The following is a 21,251-nucleotide window of genomic DNA, read 5'->3' on the forward strand; positions in this document are numbered from 1 at the left end:
CCGGCGCCTTGTCAAGGCAGCGCGGCATCGATTTCAGGCGCTGCCGTCCCTCAGTTGAACCACAGCGCGAAGGTCAAAAATCCACCGCCGCTGAACTCGCGCTGGATCTGGTCGAAATCCTCGCTGGTCAGGGTCTTGCCGCTCTCCAGATAGGGCGCGATTCCAGGGCCGGTGATCGACAGGACGAGATCGAAGGGTTTCGGCTCGTCGAAGAAGCGCTTCATGTTGATGCCTTTGCCGGCGATGCGGAAATGCGGCAGCAGCACCCGGCCTTCGAGCAGATCCTCGGCCATGGTCAAGGTAGCGAGCCAAGCCTGCACCTGCTCCTCGCCGACTTCGAGGCCGGTGAGCGGATTGACGCCTTTCTGCTGCGGTCCGGGCAGCCATTCGCGGTCATTGTCGGTCTCGGCGCGGATCGCTTTCCAATCCTCGCGCGACAGCCGGATCATTTCGAGCAGCTCGCGCCGCGCCGCCTTGCGGCGCTCCGGCTCGACCACCGGCCAGTTGATGAGATGCACCATCGAGATGAAGTCGGCGATGCGCCACTCGGAGGAGAAAATGTTGCTGCCCATCTCGCTCGGCGGCGGCACGAGAATGTCCTGCAGCGGCAGTTTGGCGCGCGGAAACAGCATGTGGAAGGAGCCGTCGAAGGTGCTTCTGAAATCATGCGCCAGCCAGAAATCGGCCTGCGCCATCAGGAATTCGGCATAGCCCTGCAGCCAGTAGCCGTCGGCGCGATCGAAGCGGAAGGTCAGCGACGGCGCGGTATCGCTGGTGTCGATGCTGCCGTGCGACAGCGTTGCCATGATCGCGGCGAAGCTCTCGTCCGGCGCGATGGTGCCGTCCTCGTTGAGGTCGATGCCGGCATGGGTGAGGTCGACGACCATGCCGATGTCGGCGCCGGCCGGCACGGAGCCCAGTGTGGCGGCGGACTTTTCCAGACGATCGCGGAAGGTGACCAGGATGGCGCGGAATTCTTCGTAGGTCAGCGATTCGGGATTGGGGTTATCCGGAACGGGAAGCCGCATCAGCGGCAGCATGAAGGATTGCGGGCTTTCAAAGCCACGGCGATGCAGGCCGCTGGCCAAAGTCTCCAGCGCTGTGAAGAATTCGCCGGCGCCGGCGGCATAGGCCGATGCCGGATCGCTGGGCGCCGCGGCCTCGAGCTTGGCCAGCGCGGCATCGCGTTGCGTGACTGTCTTGGCCTCGAACAGAGCGGTTGCGGCTTCAGGCGCGGCGGCCGAGGCGGCAGACAAATGCAGCAATGAAATGAGAGCCGATGCGAGCAGGCTTGCCAGACATTTCATCTCGTTCCTCCATTGTGCGGTTGAGTGGACCATACACATTTTCGCTCTGCCGCGTCTGCCGGTTCCCAGGCGACAGACAACGGCAATCCAACAGCCCGACGGTCGACACTTCCCTGGCTGAGCGTCTACACAGGGCAAACGATTCGGGCGACACGTGTCGAACTATCCACTTTCCTACAGACTGTCCTGGCTGCCGAGCCTGTTGAAGCCATCGCTTGGCGGCGACAGGAGCGGCTTTGCAGCGCCGGCGGCGACATTGATCGAACCACGGCCGGCGCGGCCGGTGCGGTTGGCTTTCGTCGGCGATATCTCCGCGGTCGGCAATCGCCGCGCACCGGAATGCGACCCGGCGATCATGGCGCTGCTGTCATCGGCCGACCTCGTGGTTGGCAATTGCGAGAGCCCGATCGTCGAGCGGCCGAGTGCGCTGCTGGGAACAAAGCTCGGCACGCATCACACGATGACAGAGCGGTTCCTGGTCGACACACTTGCGGCTGTCGGAATCGCGCATGGCAAGCTGGTGCTGTCCTTGGCCAACAACCACGTGCTCGACCAGGGCATTGCCGGTTTCGATGAGACGACCGTCGCGCTGAAGCGACTTGGCATCCGTACCATCGGCACCGCCATGAAAGGCCCGATCGAGCGGCTTCCCGCAGGGCCGCTGATGCTGGGTTTTGCCGCCGTCACGCTCTGGCGCAATGCCGATGCCGCGCTGTTTTCGGGCCGTGTGTCGATGAACATCGATCCGGCGCGGTGGCCCCGCGATGCCGCTAAGGGCATCGACCTCATCTGCGCCGTGCCGCATTGGGACTGGGAGTTCAGGCATTTCCCACGGCAAGCGACGCGCGCGCTGGCAAGGCTGATGGCCAGCCATGGCGTCGGGTTGATCGCCGGGCATCATGCCCATGTCGTGCAGCCGGTCGAGCGGCTCGGCAAGACGGTCGTCGCCTATGGGCTTGGCGATTTTCTCGGCACCGCACTCTCCCGTCAGCCCTGGCCCAGCCGTATCGGCGCCATTCTTACCGTCGATGTCAGCGCCGGCCTTGGTACGCGCGGCGCGATAGAAGGCTACAAATTGCATTTCTTCATGCGGCTGCGTGAGGGCAACCATGAGCGGCTGGTGCCGGTCGAGGCATTGGACGGAGCAACCAGGCAGCGGGTTGCGGTTCGTCTCGATGCGATCTTTCCGACACGCTCTGTCTGAGCACCTGTCCAATGCTGGCGACTTTCCTACGAAAGCCGTTATCATCGCCACCATCTCAGCGGCGGCCGGGGGTTGGTCATGGAAGCAACGGATTTCATGCCGAGCGAGGCGGTGATCGCCGGTATCAGGCGCGATATAGAGGCCTATGAGGCGAGGCGGGCGTCGGCGCAGCGGCAGGTTCGCTGGCGCGTACCGGTGTTCCTCGGCCTGCTCATCGTCTGCGTCGGGCTCATTGCCTGGCTGTTCAACAAGGTCGCCGACCCGCACGAGCAGTGGTTCTCGACGCCGCATGTCTTCCTTTATCTCGGCGGCTTCATCGCCGCGGTGTTGTTCCACTTCCAGGCGATCAAGCCGGCTACACGGTTGCAGCAATCCTTCCGCGACACGCTCCTGCCGATGATCTTCGGCTTCGTGCGTGATGTGCGCTACCAGCATGGCGTCAGGCCGAAATCCTTCGACAGGCTGCCGCGCGAAACGGTCGGATCCTTCAACCGGCAGAGTTTCGACGACATCATTTCCGGACGCTATGTGGATTTTCCGTTCGAGCTTTACGAGGCGAGGTTTTCGGAAGGAACCGGCAAGGGCGAGACCGTTACCTTCAAAGGCATCGTCGTCGCCTTCGAGACCATCGAGCCCTTTCCGGGTACCCTGGTGGCTGCGCGCAAGGCCAACAAGGTGTTGCATTTCTTCCGCGGCATGTTCGCCAGCAAGATGCAGGAACTGACCTGCGGCGTGGCCGAACTCGATGCTGCCTACGAATTCCGCACCGACAATGTCGAGGCGGCGCGGCCGCTGGTGACGGGACGGCTGGCGCGGGCGCTGACCTGGCTCGGCGAGACATGGCCTTTCGACCAGGCCCGCGTCGCACTCAGCGGCAGCGACGGGTTCCTGTTGATGCCGCGGTCGAAAAACTTCTTCGAACTGCCGGAGATTTCGGTGCCGATCGACTATCAGACGCATGTCGCGCCGATGATCGCCGATCTCGATGCGATGCTGGCGACAGCGGCGCTGGTACGCAAGATCGGCGCGAAGGACGAGGCGGCGGGCTATTGACTGACGTCGTGCAAGCGACGCTCTATTTTGGTTTCTGCAACACGGCCGCTTTAACCGTCATAAGACGGCGATATGAGGAAACGCGGGCAATCTCTGAGGCCTCGAAAATGAGACGGGCGGGGGAAGACGAGCGATGCGAATGAAATTTGCGGCTGGGGCATTCGCTGCGATCATGCTTTGCGCTGGGTTCGCCCGCGCCGAGGATCCCAAGGCTTTCAAGCTGACGATCGACGGCGTTACGGTCGATATCGATCCGGGCGAGGATGTGGACATGACCTTGCCCGGCGGCAAGACCAGCAAGGTGCGCATCGACCACAATGATTTCGCCACCTTCTCCGGCGGCACCTTTTCCTTTGTCCATCCAAGCAGCAATTCGGTTGCCAAGACCGATCTGGGCGACGGCATCACCCAGTATATGATGGCCTCGGCGCTGGCCACGCTCGTCGTCGTGCAGAAATACGATAACATGAACCCGGTCTCGCTCAACCAGCTGATGCTGCAGGAGATGACCAAGGAAACGGTTCAGGCGGGCGGGACAGTGACGCAGGAGCCGACGAGCCGCAAGCTTGCCGACGGCAAGGAACTGACCGGCATCAAGGCCACCGTCAAGACGCGTACCGATAGGGCGGATTTTGAAATTGTCGGCTACGGCCTAGCCGATCAGGGCGTGCTGTTCATCACGCGCATCGGCGATCAGGACAATGCGACCGAACAGCCGCTGATCGACAAGTTCTGGGAGACGCTGAAGATCAAGCTGGACTGAGTCGGATCAGAGACCGGTCAGACCAGCCAGCCAGTTTGCCGACCGCTTGGCTGCGTCAACGGTTGCGCCAGCGGCACGGCCGATATCGGTCTTGACCACCGCATAGCCGGCCTTGGTGCGATAGACGACCGCGCGGCCGCCGTCGACCGCGCTTTCGAAGGCGACCGGCTTTGCGGCTGCGGTTTCGCTGGCTGTCACCGTTCCGCCGACGGGGGCGCGCGGGCGATGGTTGAGTTCCGGCGGCAGCGGTGCGTCTGTCTCGACAGTGCGGTTCGCCGGCTTCAGATCGGGCTTCGAAGCCTTCGCGGCGAGCTCGGCGGAGGAAGCCGAACCCTTCTCGCGGCAGATGCCGGAAACCAGCGGATAATTGAAATTGCGCTGGTGCAGGATCTGGCTCTTCATCGCCGCTTCGCAGTCGGCGATCGTTGCCCATTTGGCAGGTGTCTCGCCGATATATTCGCACAGCTTGGCGTCGCAGTCGCAGCCGACAATGGTCATGGCGACAAGGGCGGTCTTGATCACGGTCTCGTCCCTTCGAGATGCCCCCAGGCAGCCATTCGGGTCTTTGTCGCCGATGGTTCCGGGCGACACGCAATATCCCATCGCGCGCGAACAAGGCGGGATTTTGGCTTCCGGTGTGAAACGAGCGCGCCGGTACGCTTTGGACGGCGGTGGTGGTCGGCGCCGACGGCATATCCAGTTTTGCCATTCGATATACTGACGAACCCGGGTTTCGCCCCGTCTGACAGCCATATCGCCTCAGTCGGTATAGATGCGCTCCAGTTTGGCGCCGGCCTTGGCCAGCGCCGGCAGCACCGTGTGCAGCTTGCGCACTGCGACGCCAAGAGCGGTGCGGCGTGTGTCGGACGCGACCGGGACTGCGTGGCTGAACAACGCGCGCGAGCCCTCGGGCGCGGTGATCGCCGCGCTTGAGGTCACCGTGACAAGAACCTCCTCATTGCCGCCGATCTCGATGAAGGAGACGCCCTTGTCGATGAGGCGCGCGATCATTTCGGTGAGGGTTGCCTGCCTGGTGACGAAGACGGTGCCGTCGGCGCCGAGATCGCGCTCGAGAAGCGTGTCGGGTTCGTTGCGCGTCGCCTCGCCGACCGGTCCCTTGGCCCAGATATGGACGTCGGAGGGGCCTGGGTCGCCGGTTGCGGGAGACAGCGATTTGCTTAGATCTGCGCACCATTGCTTGACGGTGTCGGCGAGGCCGAAGGCGAGCTTGCGTTCGCTGGTGCGGATGGAATCGTCACCAGCGGCGGGCTGGACGGCGAACAGTCCGGTGCGCTTTTCGGCATAGGGAAAGTCAGACCAGGGCCTGGTGCCAAGCAGGGAAGCGTACTCGCCGGCCGCTTTCGCCTGATAGATATCGACCGCGATGCGCTTGCCGGCGATTGCCTCGGTAACGCGTCCGACCGTGTTTTCGTAAGCCCATTGCACAGCCCCGTCGATTGTGAGGCCGGTGCCGATGACCGTTGGCACGACGTAATCGAGAATGTCGATGCCGCGAGCCGAGGTTACGCGGATGACGGTCGCGTAATCCTGCCAGTAGTGCCCGATATAGCTCCAATAGGGAAAGCCGCTCGGCTGGTCCTTGTCGATGAAGGCGGCGTAGTCGCGCGCGGCATGGACGGCCGTCCATTTCGGGTAAGCCAGCCATGCCGACTGTGGCGGCACCTGATAGTCCTGTGTCGATTGCCTGACCTTGGCGGCGAGCGCTGCCGGCGGAGCGCCATCGGCTATGCCGGGCAGCGGGGTCTTGTCGAGGGAAGCGGTGGTGAGAAAACCGTAAGCCAGTCCGGCGACCGGGACGAGCACGACGAGAACGATCAACCAGAGGATTGTCTTGATGAGCCGTCTCAGCCAGCGCAGCAGGAACATGTCAGGCCGCGCCCTCTTTGTTGGAGCATGATCTTTTTCCGAAAACCGGTTCCCACTTTTCGGGATCATGCTCTGGATCGAAGGCGCGGCATGGTGGCAAGCAAAGGCCAGCGCGGTCGGCGAAGATGCCGGCGTTGGCAGGCTTCCAGGTCAGCGGCATGAAGCATCCCCCTTCACGTCACGCCGGACGTTAGCCGATTTTGGTGTGAGGAACAGCCCGCCGACGCAACAAAGCATGAAGCTGGTTACCAGCGAGGGGCCATCGCCCGCCGTCGTGTCTGCATGTTCGGCGATAAGTGGGTGCAGCGCTGGCCCCCAAAGACAGTTGGCGCTGGGATTTCTCCCAGCGCCTCCCTGTCAGATCAGGACACGATCTCGGCAGCAACTCCCGAAAGATGTCGCGCCAGGTCGGCCTTGATTTTGACGGTCCTGCCAGTCGCCACCCGAGGGCAGCGCCCGTTCCAGACCACGCCGGTCTCCACCCTTGCGGGCTTTGCCCTGCGCGCCATCGAAGGTTTTTGCCGTCCTTCATGGCAGCACCGGTCCGCCGTCGGCGTTGGCACGCTTTCCGCGGCCCCGTAGGTCTCGGCTTCCGTCCCTCGAACAGGCAAGCCTGCTCTCGTTCTGGGCCGTACGGGCCTCAGGAAATCCGCCTTTCACTTTCGCCTTTCGGCTTGGCGATCGGTAGCCGCCTGAGATGGGTTTAACCTACGCCGGGTAAGCGGTTTGCGGAATGCCCTCGACCCTGTGGATAGCGGGATTATCGGGGATCAATGCCAGAAGCATCGGAAATTCACATCCCGACGCCTTAGACAGCCTGCCCCGCTTTTCGCTGCCTGGCCGGAAGGGAGGTCTTGCTCTGCGGGTTCGCGCGGGTTTGAATGCCGGCAAAGGATCGGGACGATAGTCCCGTACCCTTGGGAGTGCACGTCCTTGAATGACATGCACCGGGGAGGCGGGATTGAAGGTCGGGGTGGTTCTCAATCCGATTGCCGGAGGCGGCAAGCTCAAGCGGCATTGGCCGGAGGCTGCCGCGTCGCTGCGCCGGCATTTCGGCGAATTCGACCTGCGCGAGACCCAGGCCAGTGGCGATGCTGAGCGGTTGGCGATCGACCTGGCGGTAAGCGGCTTCGAGCTTGTGATCGCGGCTGGCGGCGATGGCACGGCCAGCGAGGTTGCCGACGGCTTGCTGCAGGCATCAGCCGAAACCGGCCGGAGCGCCGAACTCGGCCTGCTGCCGTGCGGCACTGGCATCGACTTCGCCCGTGGGCTCGGATTGCCGAAAGGCATCGATGCCACGCTGCAGCAGATCGTCGACGCGAACCCACGAAAAATCGATGCCGGGCGCGTCTGCTACATCGACGACCACGGCAAGCTGGCCAGCCGCCACTTCGTCAACATTGCCAGCCTTGGCCTATCCGGCGCGACGGACCGCGCCGTCAACGCCGACAAACACAAGGGCAGGGTCTCGGCCAAGGCGCTGTTCTTCTGGCGTACGGTGGCGGAGTTCATCCGCTACCGCTTCCAGGATGTCAGGATCACCGTTGACGACGGCGAGCCGGTCGAGGCGCGCATGGCGCTGGTGGCGGTTGCCAACGGCAAGTTCTTCGGCGGCGGTATGATGATCGCGCCGGACGCCGAGCTTTCCGACGGCCAGTTCGACATCGTCATCCTGCGTGCGGCGGGCAAGATCGGCCTGATCCGCGATATCCGCCTGCTCTATGGCGGCCGTCATCGCAACCACCCGGCCATCACCATCCTGCGCGGCCGCAAGGTGCTGGTCGAACCGCTGGGCAATGTCGAGAAGAACGGCGCGCTGGTCGACGTAGATGGCGAGTCGCCGGGCAGGATTCCGGCGACCTTCGAGATCCTGCCTGGCGCGCTGACGCTGAGATGTTGAATCAACTGCTTAAGGGGCTGAATCCGCGAGCGCGACCAGACGACTGAAATAGCTGGCTAATTTTTTGCCTACTATATCTCCAGCTTGGCCGGGAAGCCCGGCGCGCGCAGGTCCGTGCCAACGGCGTCCTCCAGCAATTTGACGATCTGGGTCGACCAGGCATCGCCGCCATAGGCCGCCTTGCCCTGTTCGAAGATCGCGTTGACGCGGGTGGCGAGGTCGAGCGGCGCGCCGAAATCGCGGCCCATGGCAAGCGCGAAGCCGAGGTCTTTCAGCGCCAGGTCCATGGTGAAGCCGATGTCGTAGGAGCCGTTCAGGATGAGCTGGCTTTCGGTCTCGTGCACGAAGCTGTTGCCGGAAGAGGCGACAATGGCGTGGTAGGCTTGGGCGAGATCGAGGCCACCCTGCTTGGCCAGCATCAGAGCCTCGCCGGCGGCGACGAGATGGATGAAGGCCAGCATGTTGGTGATGACCTTGATCACCGCCGCCGAGCCGACCGGTCCCATCAGGAACGATTTCGCGCACATCGCCTCGATCGCCGGGCGATGGCGTTCGTACAGCGCTGGATCGCCGCCGACCAGCGCGGTGATCTTTCCGACCGCCGCCAGGTGCACGCCGCCGGTGACCGGGCATTCCAGCGTCTCGATGCCTTTCGCCGAGGCGAGGGCCGAGAGCCGCACGATCTCGTCGCGGCCATTGGTCGACATCTCGATCCAGGTGCCACCAGCCGGCAGGCCTTCCAGCAATCCGTCGGGGCCGGCCAATACCGCCTCGCTGACCTTGGGCGAGGGCAGGCAAGAGATGGCGTTGCCCGCGCAGGCGGCAGCCTCGGCCGGGCTTGCAGCCGCCACGGCGCCGAGCGCGACCAGGCGCTCAACCGCTGCCGGGTCGCGGTCGACGACGGCGACGGCAAAGCCATTGCGCAGCAGGCTGGCGGCAAGGTTGCCGCCGAGATGGCCGAGGCCGATGAAGGCGTAACTTTCACTCACGGCATCAGCGGCGTCTGCATCATCTGCAAATGCAGTTCCTTGCCGCTATAAGGATGCGCGTCGCAGACCGCCTCGTTGAGCTCGACGCCGAGGCCGGGTTCCTTCGACGGGATGACGTTGCCGTCTTGCCACTCGATCTTCTTCTTCAAGAGCGTGGCGTGAAACCCGTCCCACTGCTTCAGCGATTCCAGGATGAGGAAGTTGGGCAGCGTCACCGCGAGTTGGATGTTGGCCGCACCAACCAGCGGGCCGCAATAGCAGTGCGGCGCGATCTGGATGTGGTAGGCCTCGGCCATGGCGGCGATCTTCTTGGTCTCGAGAATGCCACCGGAGCGGCCGAGATCCGGCTGGAGGATGGTGGCGGCGCGGTTCTCGATGACGCGGGCGAACTCGAACTTGGTCGTCAGCCGCTCGCCAGTGGCGATCGGGATCGATGTGCCTCGCGCCACCTGCGCCATCACTTCGGGCATATCCGGCGGCACCGGCTCTTCGAACCACAGCGGATCATAGGGTTCGATGGCGCGCGCCATGCGCAGCGCGCCCGACGCGGTGAACTGGCCATGCGTGCCGAACAGGATGTCGGCGCGCGTGCCGACCGCCTCGCGGATCGCCTTGATCATGCGGGCGGACAGATCGATGTCGACAAGGCGCGGCTGGTGGCCGTCATAGGCGGTGTAGGGGCCGGCCGGGTCGAGCTTGACCGCGTTGAAACCCTGCTCGACATATTCCAGCGCGCAGGCCGCCGCCATGTCGGGATCGTTGTAGACGTTCTTGCCGCGCGCATCCTCGGAATGGACGCTGCCGGTGTGCGGATAGAGATAGGTGTAGGAGCGCAAGGTCTCGTGCACCTGGCCGCCGAGCAATTTGTAGACCGGCTTGCCCGCTTCCTTGCCGACGATGTCCCAGCAGGCCATTTCGAGCGCCGAGAAGCAGCCCATGCCGGTCACGTCGGGGCGCTGGGTGAAGCCCGAGGAATAGGCGCGGCGGAAGAAGTTCTCGATGTCGTGCGGATCGTGGCCGATCAGGTAGCGCTCGGCCATGTCCTCGACCAGCTTGGCCGTGACATGGGCGGAGAAGGTGGCGTTGTAGGCCTCGCCATAGCCGACCACGCCGCCATCGGTGGTGAGCTTGACGAAGATGAAATATTTGCCGCCGATGCCGGGCGGCGGATTGCCGACAACCCAGGTCTTGACGTCGGTGATTTTCATTTATGATCCTCCAGAACCAGGTCGGCGCCCTTCCATCCTGTGAGGATCGAGGCGGCGTTGGTGTTGCCCGTGATGTTGTCGGGAAAAATCGAGGCGTCGATGACGCGCAGGCCGTCCAGCCCGTGCACCTTGAGCCGAGAGTCGACCACGGCGCGCGACGCATCCGGCCCCATGCGGCAGGTCGAGACCGGATGATAGACGGTGCCGGAGCGTTTCCTGAAATCGGTGATCAGGTCGGCATCCGAGGTGATCGACGGGCCCGGCAGAACCTCTTCCTGGATGATCTCGGCCATGGCCGGCATCGAGGCGATCTTGCGCACGAATTTCACCGCCGCCAGCATCTCGTCGACATCGGCATTGGTCGAGTAGGCGTTGGGCGTGATCTTGGGATACTCGCGCGGGTTCTTCGAGCGGATCATGATTTCGCCACGGCTCGACGGGCGGCAGTTGGAGAGGCCGATCGAGAAACCGGGCCACGGGTCCGGCGTCAGGATCGGCCGCTCGCCGCTCTTCGGGATGACGGTCGAAAAAGCCTGGAAGTAGAGCTGCATGTTCGGCCGCGTCATTGACGGGTCGGTGCGGAAGAAGCCGCCGGCATTGTTCATCGACAGCGACAGCGGGCCGGACTGGGTCAGAATATACTGCATGCCGACCAGCATCTTGCCCCACCAGGGGCGCAGGATCTGGTTGAGCGTCGGCAGCCTGCCTTTGAAAGTGTAGTTGATGCCGACATGGTCCTGCAGATTGGCGCCGACATTGTCGTTGATGTGGACGACCGGGATGCCGAGACTGCCAAGCAGCGCCGACGGACCCACACCGGAAAGCTGCAAGAGCTGCGGCGAGTTGATCGAGCCGCCGGACAGGATCACTTCGCGGCCGGCGCGGGCGGTCTTGGTCTGGCCGTTCTGCTGATATTCGACGCCGACCGCGCGCTTGCCTTCGAACAGGATTCTTGTTGCCAGCGCATCGGTCTCGACACGGACGTTGCCGCGCTTCATCGCCGGCCGCAGGAAGGCGCGGGCGGCCGACATGCGGCGGCCGTTCTTCGTCGTGATCTGGTAGACGCCGACGCCTTCCTGGGAAGCGCCGTTGAAATCCGGATTGAAGGGCAGGCCGGCCTGTTGAGCCGCAGCAAGGTACTGCTTGGTGAGCGGATGCACCGCGCTCGTGCAATCGGTGACATGCAACGGACCGCCGACACCACGCCATTGGTCGGCGCCGGCTTCATTGTCCTCCATCGCCTTGAAGGACGGCAAGAGGTCGTCGTAGCTCCAGCCCGGATTGCCGGCGGCAGCCCAGGCGTCGAAATCCTCGCGCGCGCCCCTGATGAAGACCATGGCGTTGATCGAGCTCGAGCCGCCGAGAAGCTTGCCGCGCGGCCAATGGTCGGCGTTGTTGTTGAGGCCGGGATCCGGCTCGGTTTTGTAGTTCCAGTTGACCGCCGGATCGAAGAAGGTCTTGCCGTAGCCGAGTGGCATTTGCACGTAAAAGCGGCGGTCGCTGCCGCCGGCTTCAAGCACCAGCACCGAAAAACGACCCGAGGCCGAAAGCTTTTCGGCAACGACCGAGCCGGCCGAGCCGGAGCCGACGATGATGAAATCAAAAGTCTGCATGGTGAATGTGGGCGCTTCCTGAAATTCGACACCAACCTAGGCTCGGCGGGTCCGCCAAGTCGCCGGGCCATCCGGCATCGGTTGTGAAAAAAGCGACTGGGATAATTGGTGGAGTTGCGGGGAATACCGACAATCGCGCTTGATATCCCAGGGGCGGACGCCTTATGCCGGAGCATCGGCAATCACTGCGCAAGGCAGGACATCAAGATGCGTATCCTGTCGGATGCTTTCATCCCCGAACTGCCTGGACACTACCGGGGCAAGGTCCGCGAAAACTACGACCTCGCGGATGGACGGCGCATCATCATCGCCACCGATCGCATCAGCGCCTTCGACATCATCCTGGCGTCGATCCCGTTCAAGGGCGAGATCCTTACCCAGACGGCCCGCTACTGGTTCGAGGAAACGGCCGACATCTGTCCCAACCATGTGCTGGAATACCCCGACCCCAATGTCGTTGTCGGCACAAGGCTCGACATCCTGCCGGTCGAGATCGTCGTGCGCGGCTATCTGGCGGGAACCACCAGCACCTCGATCCTGACCCGCTACAAGCGCGGCGAGCGGGACATGTACGGCATGCACCTGCCTGACGGCTTGCGCGACAATGAGAAACTGGCCGAACCGGTCATCACGCCGACGAGCAAGGCTATGGATGGCGCCCATGACGAGCCGTTGTCGAAGGCTGAGATCCTCGAACAGGGGCTTCTGACGCCGACGCATTGGAACACCGTGTCGGGCTATGCCTTGCAGCTTTTCGCGCGTGGCCAGGCGCGCGCCGCCGAACGTGGCCTCATCCTCGCCGACACAAAATACGAATTCGGCACCGACAAGAGCGGCAATATCATTCTCGCCGACGAAATCCACACGCCCGACAGCAGCCGCTACTGGATCGCCAGCAGTTATGAGCAGGCTCTGGCGAGCGGCGCGCGGCCGGAGAGTTTCGACAAGGATTTCATTCGTTCGTGGGTGACGGCCCGATGCGATCCCTACAAGGATCCGATCCCGACGATCCCGGACGAGATCATCGAGCAGGCGTCGCGCGTCTACGCGCAGGCCTATGAGGCGATCACCGGCAAGGAGTTTATCCCCGATGTTTCCGGGGCGACCGTTCTCGATCGCATCCGCGGGAACCTCGAGCGCTATTTCTAACCGCTCCAGTCCGGAGCCACGGCGCGTTGACCTCCAGACGCCGTGACGCTACGGGATCGAAGGCAATCTATCTCGGGGATTTCTCGCATGGTGCACTACGCGGACGGACGGCCGATCGGCGATCTGACGCTGAGGACGCTCGCCATGCCCTCCGACGCCAATGCGGCCGGCGACATTTTTGGCGGCTGGGTGATGGCGCAGATGGACCTTGCCTGCGGCATCCGCGCCGCCGAGCGCGCCAAGGGCCGCGTGGTGACGGCGGCGGTCAAGGAAATGTCCTTCGCCAAGGCGATGAAGATCGGCGACACGCTGTGCATCTACACCCATGTCGAGCGTGTCGGCCGCACCTCGATGACGCTCAAGGTCGAAGCCTGGGCGCAACGCTACCTCTCCGACCTGATGGAAAAGGTCACCCATGCCGATTTCGTCATGGTGGCGCTCGACGGCGAGGGCAAGCCGAAGCCGGTCCCGGCCGAAAGCTGATTCTCCAAAGTTTGCGGTTTGTAACAACGCCCGCGCGGGAGATGCGCCGGGCGACATCCGGTGGTTGCCTCCACACCTGATTGTCCCGGCACTGGAGGAAGACAATGCGTCAACACATGCTGAACGGCTGGCTCCTGGCAGCCTTGCTCGCCCTGGTCTGCCTGCTTGGCATAACCGCCTATCTGGAGGTCCAGAAAGACCTTCCGCGCGTTGCCTGCATCCACAGCCAGAAAGCCTCCGACAAGAACCTCGTGCGGGTCGGAAGTTGCGGCGCGGTGTGCTGCGGCACGATGATGCCCAACGCCTGACGATTTGGCGGCGCCGGACGATCCCGCGCGGCACAGCGATCATACGGCGCGGGTATCATGCGGGTGACAGGCTGCCCGTGAACTCAATAGAAAATCGAATAAAGGACGCGGCTAGCGAAGTGCAGTTGCCGCCATACAGGATTCCTGAACCCCTTGCAGTGCAAGGGGTTCAGGCGTGCTGGTCGTCGAATTTCGCACGCGCGGCCTGCACCCGTGCGGTGTTCCTTCGCGCCCATTCGCCGAGAGCGCCGACCGGCACCAGAAGCTCGTGGCCGAGCTCCGTCAGCTCGTAATCCACGCGCGGCGGAATGGTCGGAAACACCTCGCGGGTGACGAAGCCATCGCGCTCCAGACCGCGCAATGTGGTGGTCAGCATCTTCTGTGAAATACCGCCGACGGCTGCGCGCAATTCATTGAAGCGCATCGGTCCACCGCCCAGTTTGCCGACGACCAGAACCGTCCATTTGTCGCCGACCCGTTGCAGGATTTCCGACACGGCCCGGCAGTCCTCGGTGTTGTGCGGGTGCCTCAGTAACAAAGAAGTGCCTCCTTGCGCGCTTGGTTGTCAGTATCACATATAGCGCCGGTATCCAAACGATACCTGCAATTCCCCATGGAGAGCCCCCTAATGTCCAAGCCCAAGATCGCCATCGTCGTCGGTTCAACGCGCGCCGCCCGCTTCGCCGACGTACCGACGCTGTGGATTGCCAAGATCGCCAAGGCGCATGCCGATATCGACGTCGAAATCGTCGATCTGCGCGACTGGCCGCTGCCCTTCTTCGACGAGGTCGCTTCCTCTGCCTGGGCGCCGTCGCAGAACGAAGTGGCGCAGCGCTGGCAGAAGAAGGTCGCTTCGTTCGACGGCTTCATCTTCACCGCCGCCGAATACAATCACGGCCCGACTGCCGTGTTGAAGAACGCTATCGATTACGCCGCCAATGAGTGGAACAAGAAGCCCGCCGGCTTCGTCGGCTATGGCAGCGTCGGCGGCTCGCGCGCCGTCGAGCACCTTCGCCTGGCAGCCGTCGAGCTGCAGATGGCGCCGGTCAAGTCCGCCGTCCACATCGCCTGGGGCGATTTCCTGGCCGTGCGCCAGGGCGAGAAGAAGCTCGAGGAGATCGAACACCTGAACCAGGCCGCCACGGCGCTGGTCAACGACGTCGCCTGGTGGGCCAAGGTGCTGAAGGCAGCCCGCGCCGCCGACGCCGTCGCCGGCGAGGCCCAGGCTGCCTGAGCTTCGAAATCATCTTCCAAAGGGCGGCGCTTGCGCCGCCCTTTCTTCGCGAAGCGTGGGCTCAAGCTACAGCCAACCGCCCGAAAAGCCGGCGCGGCGCAGGCCTGTCGTGATCGCCGGCACGCGGCGCATCAGCCGCCACAGGAAGTCCGACCGATAGTTCTCGATCATCAGGGCGATCGGCCCCTGGTTGATTCCGACATGGTCCGGCGAGACCCAACCGCAGGAACGGCCGTCGTCGGCAGCGATCGTCGGATTGAAGCTTGCGACGAAGCCGTAGGGATTGCCTATGTGCAGGTCCATGTCGTGGAAATTGCGCAGCGCCGGCAGCACGATTTCCGGCGCGAAGGGCAAGGAGGCGATCGCCGCCCATGGTGACAGCGTGCCGTCATCGGGGCCGAAAGGCGCGCCGCGCGCGCGATAGCCGAAGAAACGGCGTCCATCGGCGCCCCGCGCAACCGGGCCTGGGCCATCGCTGGCGGTGACGCCCCAGCAATTCTCGCCGTAGCCCGCGAACCCTCTCGGATTTCGAATGGCATAATCGCGCTGCAGGTAAGTCGCGTCACGGCTGTTCTGGAAATAGTCGCTGTCGCGACCCTGCATGAAGGCATCGCGGATGCCGCGAAAATCGATCCAGATAGGCGAGAACTGGTGGATGAAAAGCGGGCCTGCATAGATCAGCTCGCGGCCATAGATCTTTTTCCACACATAGGTCGACAGCCAGGCCGCGTAGCTCTCCGGCGGCAATGCGTGGGTCGGCGAGCCAAGCCCCAGCACGTAGAGGATCAGCGCCTCGTCAAATCCTTCCCAGCGGTAACGCAGGAAGCCTTTTTAGGCCGCCAGCCATGGGTGACGGTGGCGCCGCCATTCTGAGCCCAACGCCAGTCGGCGCGGCGGTAGAGCGCATCGGCCAGCCGGCGGATTTCCAGTTCGGCTTCGTCGTCCTGGTCGAAATAAGCGCCGGCGGCCAGGACGCCGGCCAGCAGGAGCGCAGTATCGATCGTCGACAGCTCGCAATTCCAGACGCGCCGGCCGGTCTTCATGTCGAGGAAATGATAGTAGAAGCCCTTGTAGCCGGTGGCATCGGGCTCCGGCCCGTGCGGCGCGCTCCAGAAGAAGCGAAGTGTGGCGAGCGTTCGCAGGGTGGCGGCGGCGCGGGTCATGAAACCGCGCTCGACACCGACGGGATAGGACGACAGAGCAAGCCCGACGGCGGCTATGCTGGCAGGCGACACCGGTGTGTTGCGGTCGGCGACCAGGCCGTTTTCAGGATTGGCCTCGTTGAGAAAATACTCGAACGACAGGCGCTGGATATCCTGGAGGAGCTCGTCGTAGAGCAGGCGGTCGGTCGATGCATCCATGGCGTCGATATAGGGGAACTTTGGCCGCATTTCCCATTCTTGCGGGGATCAACAATCGGCGAGCGAGGCAAAAAGCCGTCAGCGATATCGATTGGTAGCGATCACGTCCGAGTGACTTGCATAATGCAACTAACTCGGTTATTGGTCACTTTCATCTTGAAAGAGACTTGTCATGGTTGCCAAAACAAGCTTTGAAACACGGCCGTGCCCCATCGCGCGCAGCCTCGACGCTGTCGGCGAGTGGTGGAGCATCCTTTTGCTGCGCGACGCATTCCAGGGCCTGACCCGCTTCGATCAGTTCCAGAAGAGCCTGGAGATCGCACCCAACATCCTGACGCGGCGGCTGAACAGCCTGGTCGAGCGCGGGCTGTTCGAGAAGCGCGTCTATTGCGAGCGACCGCTTCGCCACGAATATGTGCTGACCGCCAAGGCGCACGATTTCCGCCCGGTCCTGCTGTCGCTGCTCGCCTGGGGCAACAAGCATCTGGCGCCCGAGGGGCCGAGCCTGGTTGTGGTGGACAAGTCGGACGGGCGCTGGGCCGAGCCGATTATGGTCGACCGCGAGAGCCGCAGGGAACTCGATGGCGGCGGCTTCACCATGGCGACCGCACCGATGGCGAGCGAGCGCATGCGACAGCGCTATCGCTTCAGCACGGAAGGCTCCGGCCTTCCGCTGGTCGACAACAGGCCCGATCAAAGCGGTGAAGAGGCGCGGGGCAAATGAACAAGGTTCTATCCGGTGCCGAGTTGCAACCGGCGCCGCCGTCAATTGTCCAAGCTCCCGCGCCTGCCAAGTCGCGCCGTAAGCCGCTTTTCATGCTCGGTGCCTTGATCGCGCTCGGCGTTGCCGGCTGGTACGGCGTCCAGTGGTGGCAGGTCGGGCGCTTCCTCGTCTCGACCGACGATGCCTATGTCGGCGGCAATGTCACGCCGCTGGCGCCGCGGGTCGCCGGGCACATCGATCAGATCCTCGTCGAGGACAATCAGCACGTCGCCGCCGGCCAGTTGGTCATGCGCATCGACGCCAGGCCGTTCCAGGCGGCGCTGGAGCGCGCACAGGCGTCGGTTCAGCAGAAGCGGTCGGCGCTCGGCAATTTGCGCGCCCAGATTTCACTGCAGAACTCACTGATCGCTCAAGCCGAGGCCGATCTCAAGGCCAAGAGTGCTGCCGCCTTGTTTACCGCTCAGGATGCGAAGCGCTACGAGGTGCTTGCCAGCGCCAAGACCGGCTCGCAGCAGGATGCGCAGAAGAGCGCGGCAGCCGACGGCCAGGCGCAGGCATCCGTCACCGCCGCCCGGGCGGCATTCGCGGCCTCCCGGCAGCAGCTCGATGTCCTCAACACGCAGATCGAGGAGGCGACGGCGGAAGTCGCGGCCGCCAAGGCGGACCTCGATACGGCCGCGCTCGATCTCGGATTCACGGAAGTCCGCTCGCCGATAGACGGTGTGGTCGGCAATCGGCTGGCACAGGTCGGCACCTATGTTTCGCCGGGCAGTTATTTGCTGACGATCGTGCCGTCGTCGGGGCTGTGGGTCGACGCCAATTTCAAGGAAGACCAACTGCGCGACATGAGCGATGGCCAGGCGGCGACGGTCTATGCCGATGTCGCCCCGGACCAGCCCCTCAAAGGTCATATCACCAGCCTGGGGCCGGCGACGGGGGCCATCTTCAGCGTGATCCCACCCCAGAATGCCACCGGCAATTTCACCAAGATCGTGCAACGCGTGCCGGTGCGCATCACTATCGACCCTGAACAGGCGCGGAAAGTCTCGTTGCGGCCTGGACTGTCGACCGTAGTCACGGTCGACACGCGTTCACATTGAGGTCGCCGCCATGCCCGAGAGCGCCACCCAGGAGCCCTTCCTGAAGAGCATTTTGCCCTTCATGGTGATGTGCGTGGGCATGTTTATCGCACTGCTCGACATCCAGATCGTGGCGTCTTCGCTGCAGGATATCGGCGGCGGCCTGTCGGCGGCGCAGGACCAGATCGGCTGGGTCCAGACCTCCTATCTGGTGGCCGAGATCATCGTCATCCCGCTGTCGGGCTGGCTCACCCGGGTGTTTTCGACACGCTGGCTGTTCACCATCTCGGCGGCCGGTTTCACGCTCGCCAGCACGTTTTGCGGCTTCGCCTGGAACATCGAAAGCATGATCGTCTTCCGGGCGCTGCAGGGGCTGCTCGGGGCGTCGATGATCCCGACGGTGTTCACCTCGTCATTCCACTATTTCCAGGGTCCCCGGCGCGTCTATGCGGCCGCGGTGGTCGGCAGCATCGCCTCGATCGCGCCGACGCTTGGGCCCGTCATCGGTGGCTGGATCACCGACACGTTGAGCTGGCATTGGCTGTTCTACGTCAACGTTGTGCCCGGAGTGATCATCACCATCCTCGTCGCGGCTCTGGTCAAGATCGACAAAGCCGATCCATCACTGCTGAAGGGTGCCGATTATATCGGTATGGCGCTTATGGCGGTCAGCCTTGGCACGGCGGAATATGTGCTGGAGGAGGGCTCGCGCTGGAACTGGTTCGACGACGCGACGATACGCAATGGCGCGGTCGTCGCCGGTGTCACCATGGTCCTGTTCGTCATCCGTAGCCTGACCTATGCGCAGCCGGTGGTGGATTTCCGCGCCTTCGGCAACCGCAATTTCGCCATTGGCTGTTTCCTTTCTTTCATCACCGGCATCGGCATTTTCGCCACGATTTATCTGACGCCTCTGTTTCTGGGTTACGTGCGCGGCTACGACGCGCTGCAGACCGGGCTCGCGGTGTTTTCCACCGGCGTCGCCTCGATGATCGGCGTTCCCGTCTACATCTTTCTCGCCAGGCGCTTCGACACGCGCTGGCTGATGATGTTCGGCCTCGCATCTTTCGGCGCGTCGATGTGGAGTTTCAGCGCCATCACCAGCCAGTGGGGCTCGGCCGAGCTGCTTTTGCCGCAGATATTTCGTGGCTTCCCGCAGGTCTTCGCCGTGGCGCCGAGCGTCAATCTCGGACTTGGCAGCCTGCCGCCGGAGCGGCTGAAATATGCCAGCGGGCTGTTCAATACGATGCGCAATCTCGGCGGCGCGGTCGGCATCGCCATTTGCGGCGCGATCCTCAACGATCGCACCAACTTTCATTTCCTGACGATCGCCTCGCATCTGACGCCGCAGAACGAGGCCGCGATGCAAGTCCTAAACAATGTCGCGCAACGCTACGGCCAGTTGCCGGGCGCCATTGATGACGGCCATGCCGCGGCGCTGAAACAGCTCTGGCAACTGGCCTATCGCGAAGCATCGACAATGGCCTACGCCGATGCGTTCCTGGCGATCATGGTCGCCTTCGTCATCGCGACGGCGCTGGTGCCATTCTTGCGAAACGTCACACCGACGGCGCCGCCGCCGGACGCGCATTGAAGCTCTGCCAAGTCGATTGGTAGAACTGTCAGCGCACCAACTGGCGGTGGCCGTCGGGCAGGCGGGTGGCGATCAGCTTGTCGATGCGGCGGCCGTCGAGGTCGACCACCTCGAACCGCCAGCCTTGCGCGTCGACGCATTCGCCGGTCGTCGGCAGGTGATGCAGATGCGACAGCACATAGCCGGCGACCGTCTCGTAGTCGCGGTTTTCCGGCAGGTCGATGCCCAGCACCTCGGCCATCTCGTCGGCCTGCATGTAGCCGGCGAGCAGCCAGGAGCCGTCCTCGCGCTTGACGGCGTTTTCTTCGTCCTCGCCGGCCTCAAGGTCCGAGCGGAAGACGCCGGTGATCGCCTCCAGCATATCGGCCGGGGTGACTATGCCTTCGAAATGGCCGTATTCGTCATGGACGAGCGCCATCGGCACGTCGGATTCCTTCAGCCGCTGCAACACGTCGAGCGCGTCCGCCTGGTCATGGACGATGGGAGCCGCGCGCACATGCTGGCGCGGCTCCAGCGCCTTGCCGTTGAGGATCGCTGCCAGCACGTCGCGCGTCTGCACGACGCCGACCATGGCGTCGACATTGCCCTCGCCGGCGGGCAGGCGTGAATGCTGCGTCTCCATCAAGAGCTTGCGGATGGCGGCCTCGTCGGATTGCAAATTGATCCAGTCGACCTCGGTGCGTGGCGTCATCACGGCGCGCACCGCGCGGTCGCCGAGACGCATGACGCCGGCGATCATGCGCCGCTCGTCGGATTCGATGGTGCCGTGGTGCTCGGCCTCGGCGACCAGCATCTTGATTTCCTCGTCGGTGACTTTCTCCTCACCCTGGCCGCTCTGGCCGAGCAGCCACAGAATGGCGCGGCCGGAAATGTCGAGCAGGAAGACGACCGGTGCCGAAACCTTGGCAAGGATGGTCATCGCCGGCGCCGCCCTCACGGCGACACGCTCCGGATCCTTGAGCGCGATCTGCTTTGGCACCAGCTCGCCGACGATCAGCGAGGCATAGGTGATCAAAGCCACGACGATGCCGACGCCGAGTGGGTCGGCGATGTTTTCGCGGATGCCGGTCAATGCCAGGTACTGCGCCAGCCGCTCGCCCAGCGTGGCGCCGGAAAAGGCGCCGGAGAGGACACCGACCAGCGTGATGCCGATCTGCACCGACGACAGGAATTTGCCGGGATTGGAGCCGAGCGCCAGCGCGCGGCCAGCGCCCTTGACGTTGCGGTCGATCATCGCCTTCAGACGGGCAGGCCGCGACGAGACGATGGCGAGCTCCGACATCGACAGAAGGCCGTTCACACAGATGAGGACGGCCACGATGGCGATTTCAACGTATAGCATGCCGGGTCAATAGCATTGCTGCAGTGCATTCGAAAATAGCAGGTCTATTATTT

Annotated in this window: 19 protein-coding genes and 1 pseudogene; 11 read left to right on the forward strand and 9 right to left on the reverse strand. The window is 63.6% G+C overall.

Features of this window, described 5'->3' with window-relative positions; genetic code table 11:
* Positions 1-50 precede the first annotated feature (50 nt).
* Entirely contained in the window at positions 51-1,307 is a 1,257-nt protein-coding gene (locus ACVDG8_RS28510; protein ID WP_447251424.1) for a hypothetical protein, read from the reverse strand.
* 154 nt (positions 1,308-1,461) lie between these two features.
* Between ACVDG8_RS28510 and ACVDG8_RS28515 the strand changes: the two genes are divergently transcribed.
* The 3 genes from ACVDG8_RS28515 to ACVDG8_RS28525 all read left to right on the forward strand — a co-directional run bounded on the left by ACVDG8_RS28515 (position 1,462) and on the right by ACVDG8_RS28525 (position 4,327).
* On the forward strand, positions 1,462-2,511 hold the full coding sequence (locus ACVDG8_RS28515) for a CapA family protein (RefSeq protein ID WP_447251425.1): 1,050 nt from the start codon (positions 1,462-1,464) through the stop codon (positions 2,509-2,511).
* 78 nt (positions 2,512-2,589) lie between these two features.
* Positions 2,590-3,564: a hypothetical protein gene (locus ACVDG8_RS28520; RefSeq protein WP_447251426.1), complete on the forward strand. Its 975-nt coding sequence runs from the start codon at positions 2,590-2,592 to the stop codon at positions 3,562-3,564.
* A 139-nt stretch (positions 3,565-3,703) separates the two neighbouring features.
* A complete protein-coding gene (locus ACVDG8_RS28525) occupies positions 3,704-4,327 on the forward strand; it encodes a hypothetical protein (RefSeq protein WP_447251427.1) in 624 nt (207 codons plus the stop codon).
* 6 nt (positions 4,328-4,333) lie between these two features.
* Here the strand turns inward: ACVDG8_RS28525 and ACVDG8_RS28530 are convergent, their stop codons facing one another.
* Positions 4,334-4,849 (reverse strand): hypothetical protein, encoded by a 516-nt coding sequence (locus ACVDG8_RS28530; RefSeq protein ID WP_447251428.1) that lies wholly within the window; start codon positions 4,847-4,849, stop codon positions 4,334-4,336.
* 237 nt (positions 4,850-5,086) lie between these two features.
* Positions 5,087-6,214 carry a hypothetical protein gene (locus ACVDG8_RS28535; RefSeq protein ID WP_447251429.1) on the reverse strand — a complete coding sequence of 376 codons (1,128 nt, stop codon included), beginning with the start codon at positions 6,212-6,214 and terminating at the stop codon, positions 5,087-5,089.
* 961 nt (positions 6,215-7,175) lie between these two features.
* Here ACVDG8_RS28535 and ACVDG8_RS28540 point away from each other — a divergent pair.
* Positions 7,176-8,114 (forward strand): diacylglycerol/lipid kinase family protein, encoded by a 939-nt coding sequence (locus tag ACVDG8_RS28540; RefSeq protein ID WP_447251431.1) that lies wholly within the window; start codon positions 7,176-7,178, stop codon positions 8,112-8,114.
* Positions 8,115-8,185: 71 nt separating this feature from the next.
* Here ACVDG8_RS28540 and ACVDG8_RS28545 read toward each other — a convergent pair whose 3' ends face one another.
* From ACVDG8_RS28545 to ACVDG8_RS28555, 3 genes are read right to left on the reverse strand one after another with little or no spacing between them, the layout of a single operon-like run.
* Complete coding sequence (locus tag ACVDG8_RS28545) at positions 8,186-9,103, reverse strand: NAD(P)-dependent oxidoreductase (protein WP_447251432.1); 918 nt, start codon at positions 9,101-9,103, stop codon at positions 8,186-8,188.
* Entirely contained in the window at positions 9,100-10,311 is a 1,212-nt protein-coding gene (locus ACVDG8_RS28550; RefSeq protein ID WP_447251433.1) for a mandelate racemase/muconate lactonizing enzyme family protein, read from the reverse strand. Before ACVDG8_RS28550 ends, ACVDG8_RS28545 begins: the two co-directional genes overlap by 4 nt.
* Entirely contained in the window at positions 10,308-11,924 is a 1,617-nt protein-coding gene (locus ACVDG8_RS28555) for a GMC family oxidoreductase (RefSeq protein ID WP_447251434.1), read from the reverse strand. Before ACVDG8_RS28555 ends, ACVDG8_RS28550 begins: the two co-directional genes overlap by 4 nt.
* A gap of 207 nt (positions 11,925-12,131) precedes the next feature.
* Between ACVDG8_RS28555 and ACVDG8_RS28560 the strand changes: the two genes are divergently transcribed.
* From ACVDG8_RS28560 to ACVDG8_RS28570, 3 genes are all read left to right on the forward strand, one after another.
* Entirely contained in the window at positions 12,132-13,073 is a 942-nt protein-coding gene (locus ACVDG8_RS28560) for a phosphoribosylaminoimidazolesuccinocarboxamide synthase (protein WP_447251435.1), read from the forward strand.
* A gap of 87 nt (positions 13,074-13,160) precedes the next feature.
* Positions 13,161-13,556, forward strand: coding sequence for an acyl-CoA thioesterase (locus tag ACVDG8_RS28565; RefSeq protein ID WP_447251436.1), 396 nt, complete (start codon positions 13,161-13,163; stop codon positions 13,554-13,556).
* 104 nt (positions 13,557-13,660) lie between these two features.
* A complete protein-coding gene (locus tag ACVDG8_RS28570; protein ID WP_447251437.1) occupies positions 13,661-13,864 on the forward strand; it encodes a hypothetical protein in 204 nt (67 codons plus the stop codon).
* 169 nt (positions 13,865-14,033) lie between these two features.
* Here ACVDG8_RS28570 and ACVDG8_RS28575 read toward each other — a convergent pair whose 3' ends face one another.
* The gene (locus ACVDG8_RS28575; protein ID WP_447251438.1) at positions 14,034-14,402 is read right to left on the reverse strand and encodes a winged helix-turn-helix transcriptional regulator; all 369 of its coding nucleotides are present in this window, start codon (positions 14,400-14,402) and stop codon (positions 14,034-14,036) included.
* Positions 14,403-14,492: 90 nt separating this feature from the next.
* Here ACVDG8_RS28575 and ACVDG8_RS28580 point away from each other — a divergent pair, with 90 nt between their 5' ends.
* Positions 14,493-15,098, forward strand: coding sequence for an NADPH-dependent FMN reductase (locus ACVDG8_RS28580; RefSeq protein ID WP_447251439.1), 606 nt, complete (start codon positions 14,493-14,495; stop codon positions 15,096-15,098).
* A 66-nt stretch (positions 15,099-15,164) separates the two neighbouring features.
* Here the strand turns inward: ACVDG8_RS28580 and ACVDG8_RS28585 are convergent.
* A pseudogene (locus ACVDG8_RS28585) lies at positions 15,165-16,459 on the reverse strand (glucoamylase family protein).
* Positions 16,460-16,631: 172 nt separating this feature from the next.
* Here ACVDG8_RS28585 and ACVDG8_RS28590 point away from each other — a divergent pair.
* The 3 genes from ACVDG8_RS28590 to ACVDG8_RS28600 all read left to right on the forward strand — a co-directional run bounded on the left by ACVDG8_RS28590 (position 16,632) and on the right by ACVDG8_RS28600 (position 19,856).
* On the forward strand, positions 16,632-17,183 hold the full coding sequence (locus ACVDG8_RS28590) for a winged helix-turn-helix transcriptional regulator (RefSeq protein WP_447251440.1): 552 nt from the start codon (positions 16,632-16,634) through the stop codon (positions 17,181-17,183).
* Positions 17,184-17,275: 92 nt separating this feature from the next.
* Complete coding sequence (locus ACVDG8_RS28595; RefSeq protein WP_455707323.1) at positions 17,276-18,283, forward strand: HlyD family secretion protein; 1,008 nt, start codon at positions 17,276-17,278, stop codon at positions 18,281-18,283.
* A gap of 10 nt (positions 18,284-18,293) precedes the next feature.
* Positions 18,294-19,856, forward strand: a complete 1,563-nt coding sequence (locus ACVDG8_RS28600; protein ID WP_447251442.1) for a DHA2 family efflux MFS transporter permease subunit — start codon at positions 18,294-18,296, stop codon at positions 19,854-19,856.
* 28 nt (positions 19,857-19,884) lie between these two features.
* On the opposite strand, the gene ACVDG8_RS28605 is transcribed toward ACVDG8_RS28600, so the two are convergent.
* Entirely contained in the window at positions 19,885-21,198 is a 1,314-nt protein-coding gene (locus ACVDG8_RS28605; protein WP_447251443.1) for a hemolysin family protein, read from the reverse strand.
* Positions 21,199-21,251: the final 53 nt, after the last annotated feature.

The organism is Mesorhizobium sp. ORM8.1 (genome assembly GCF_053005525.2).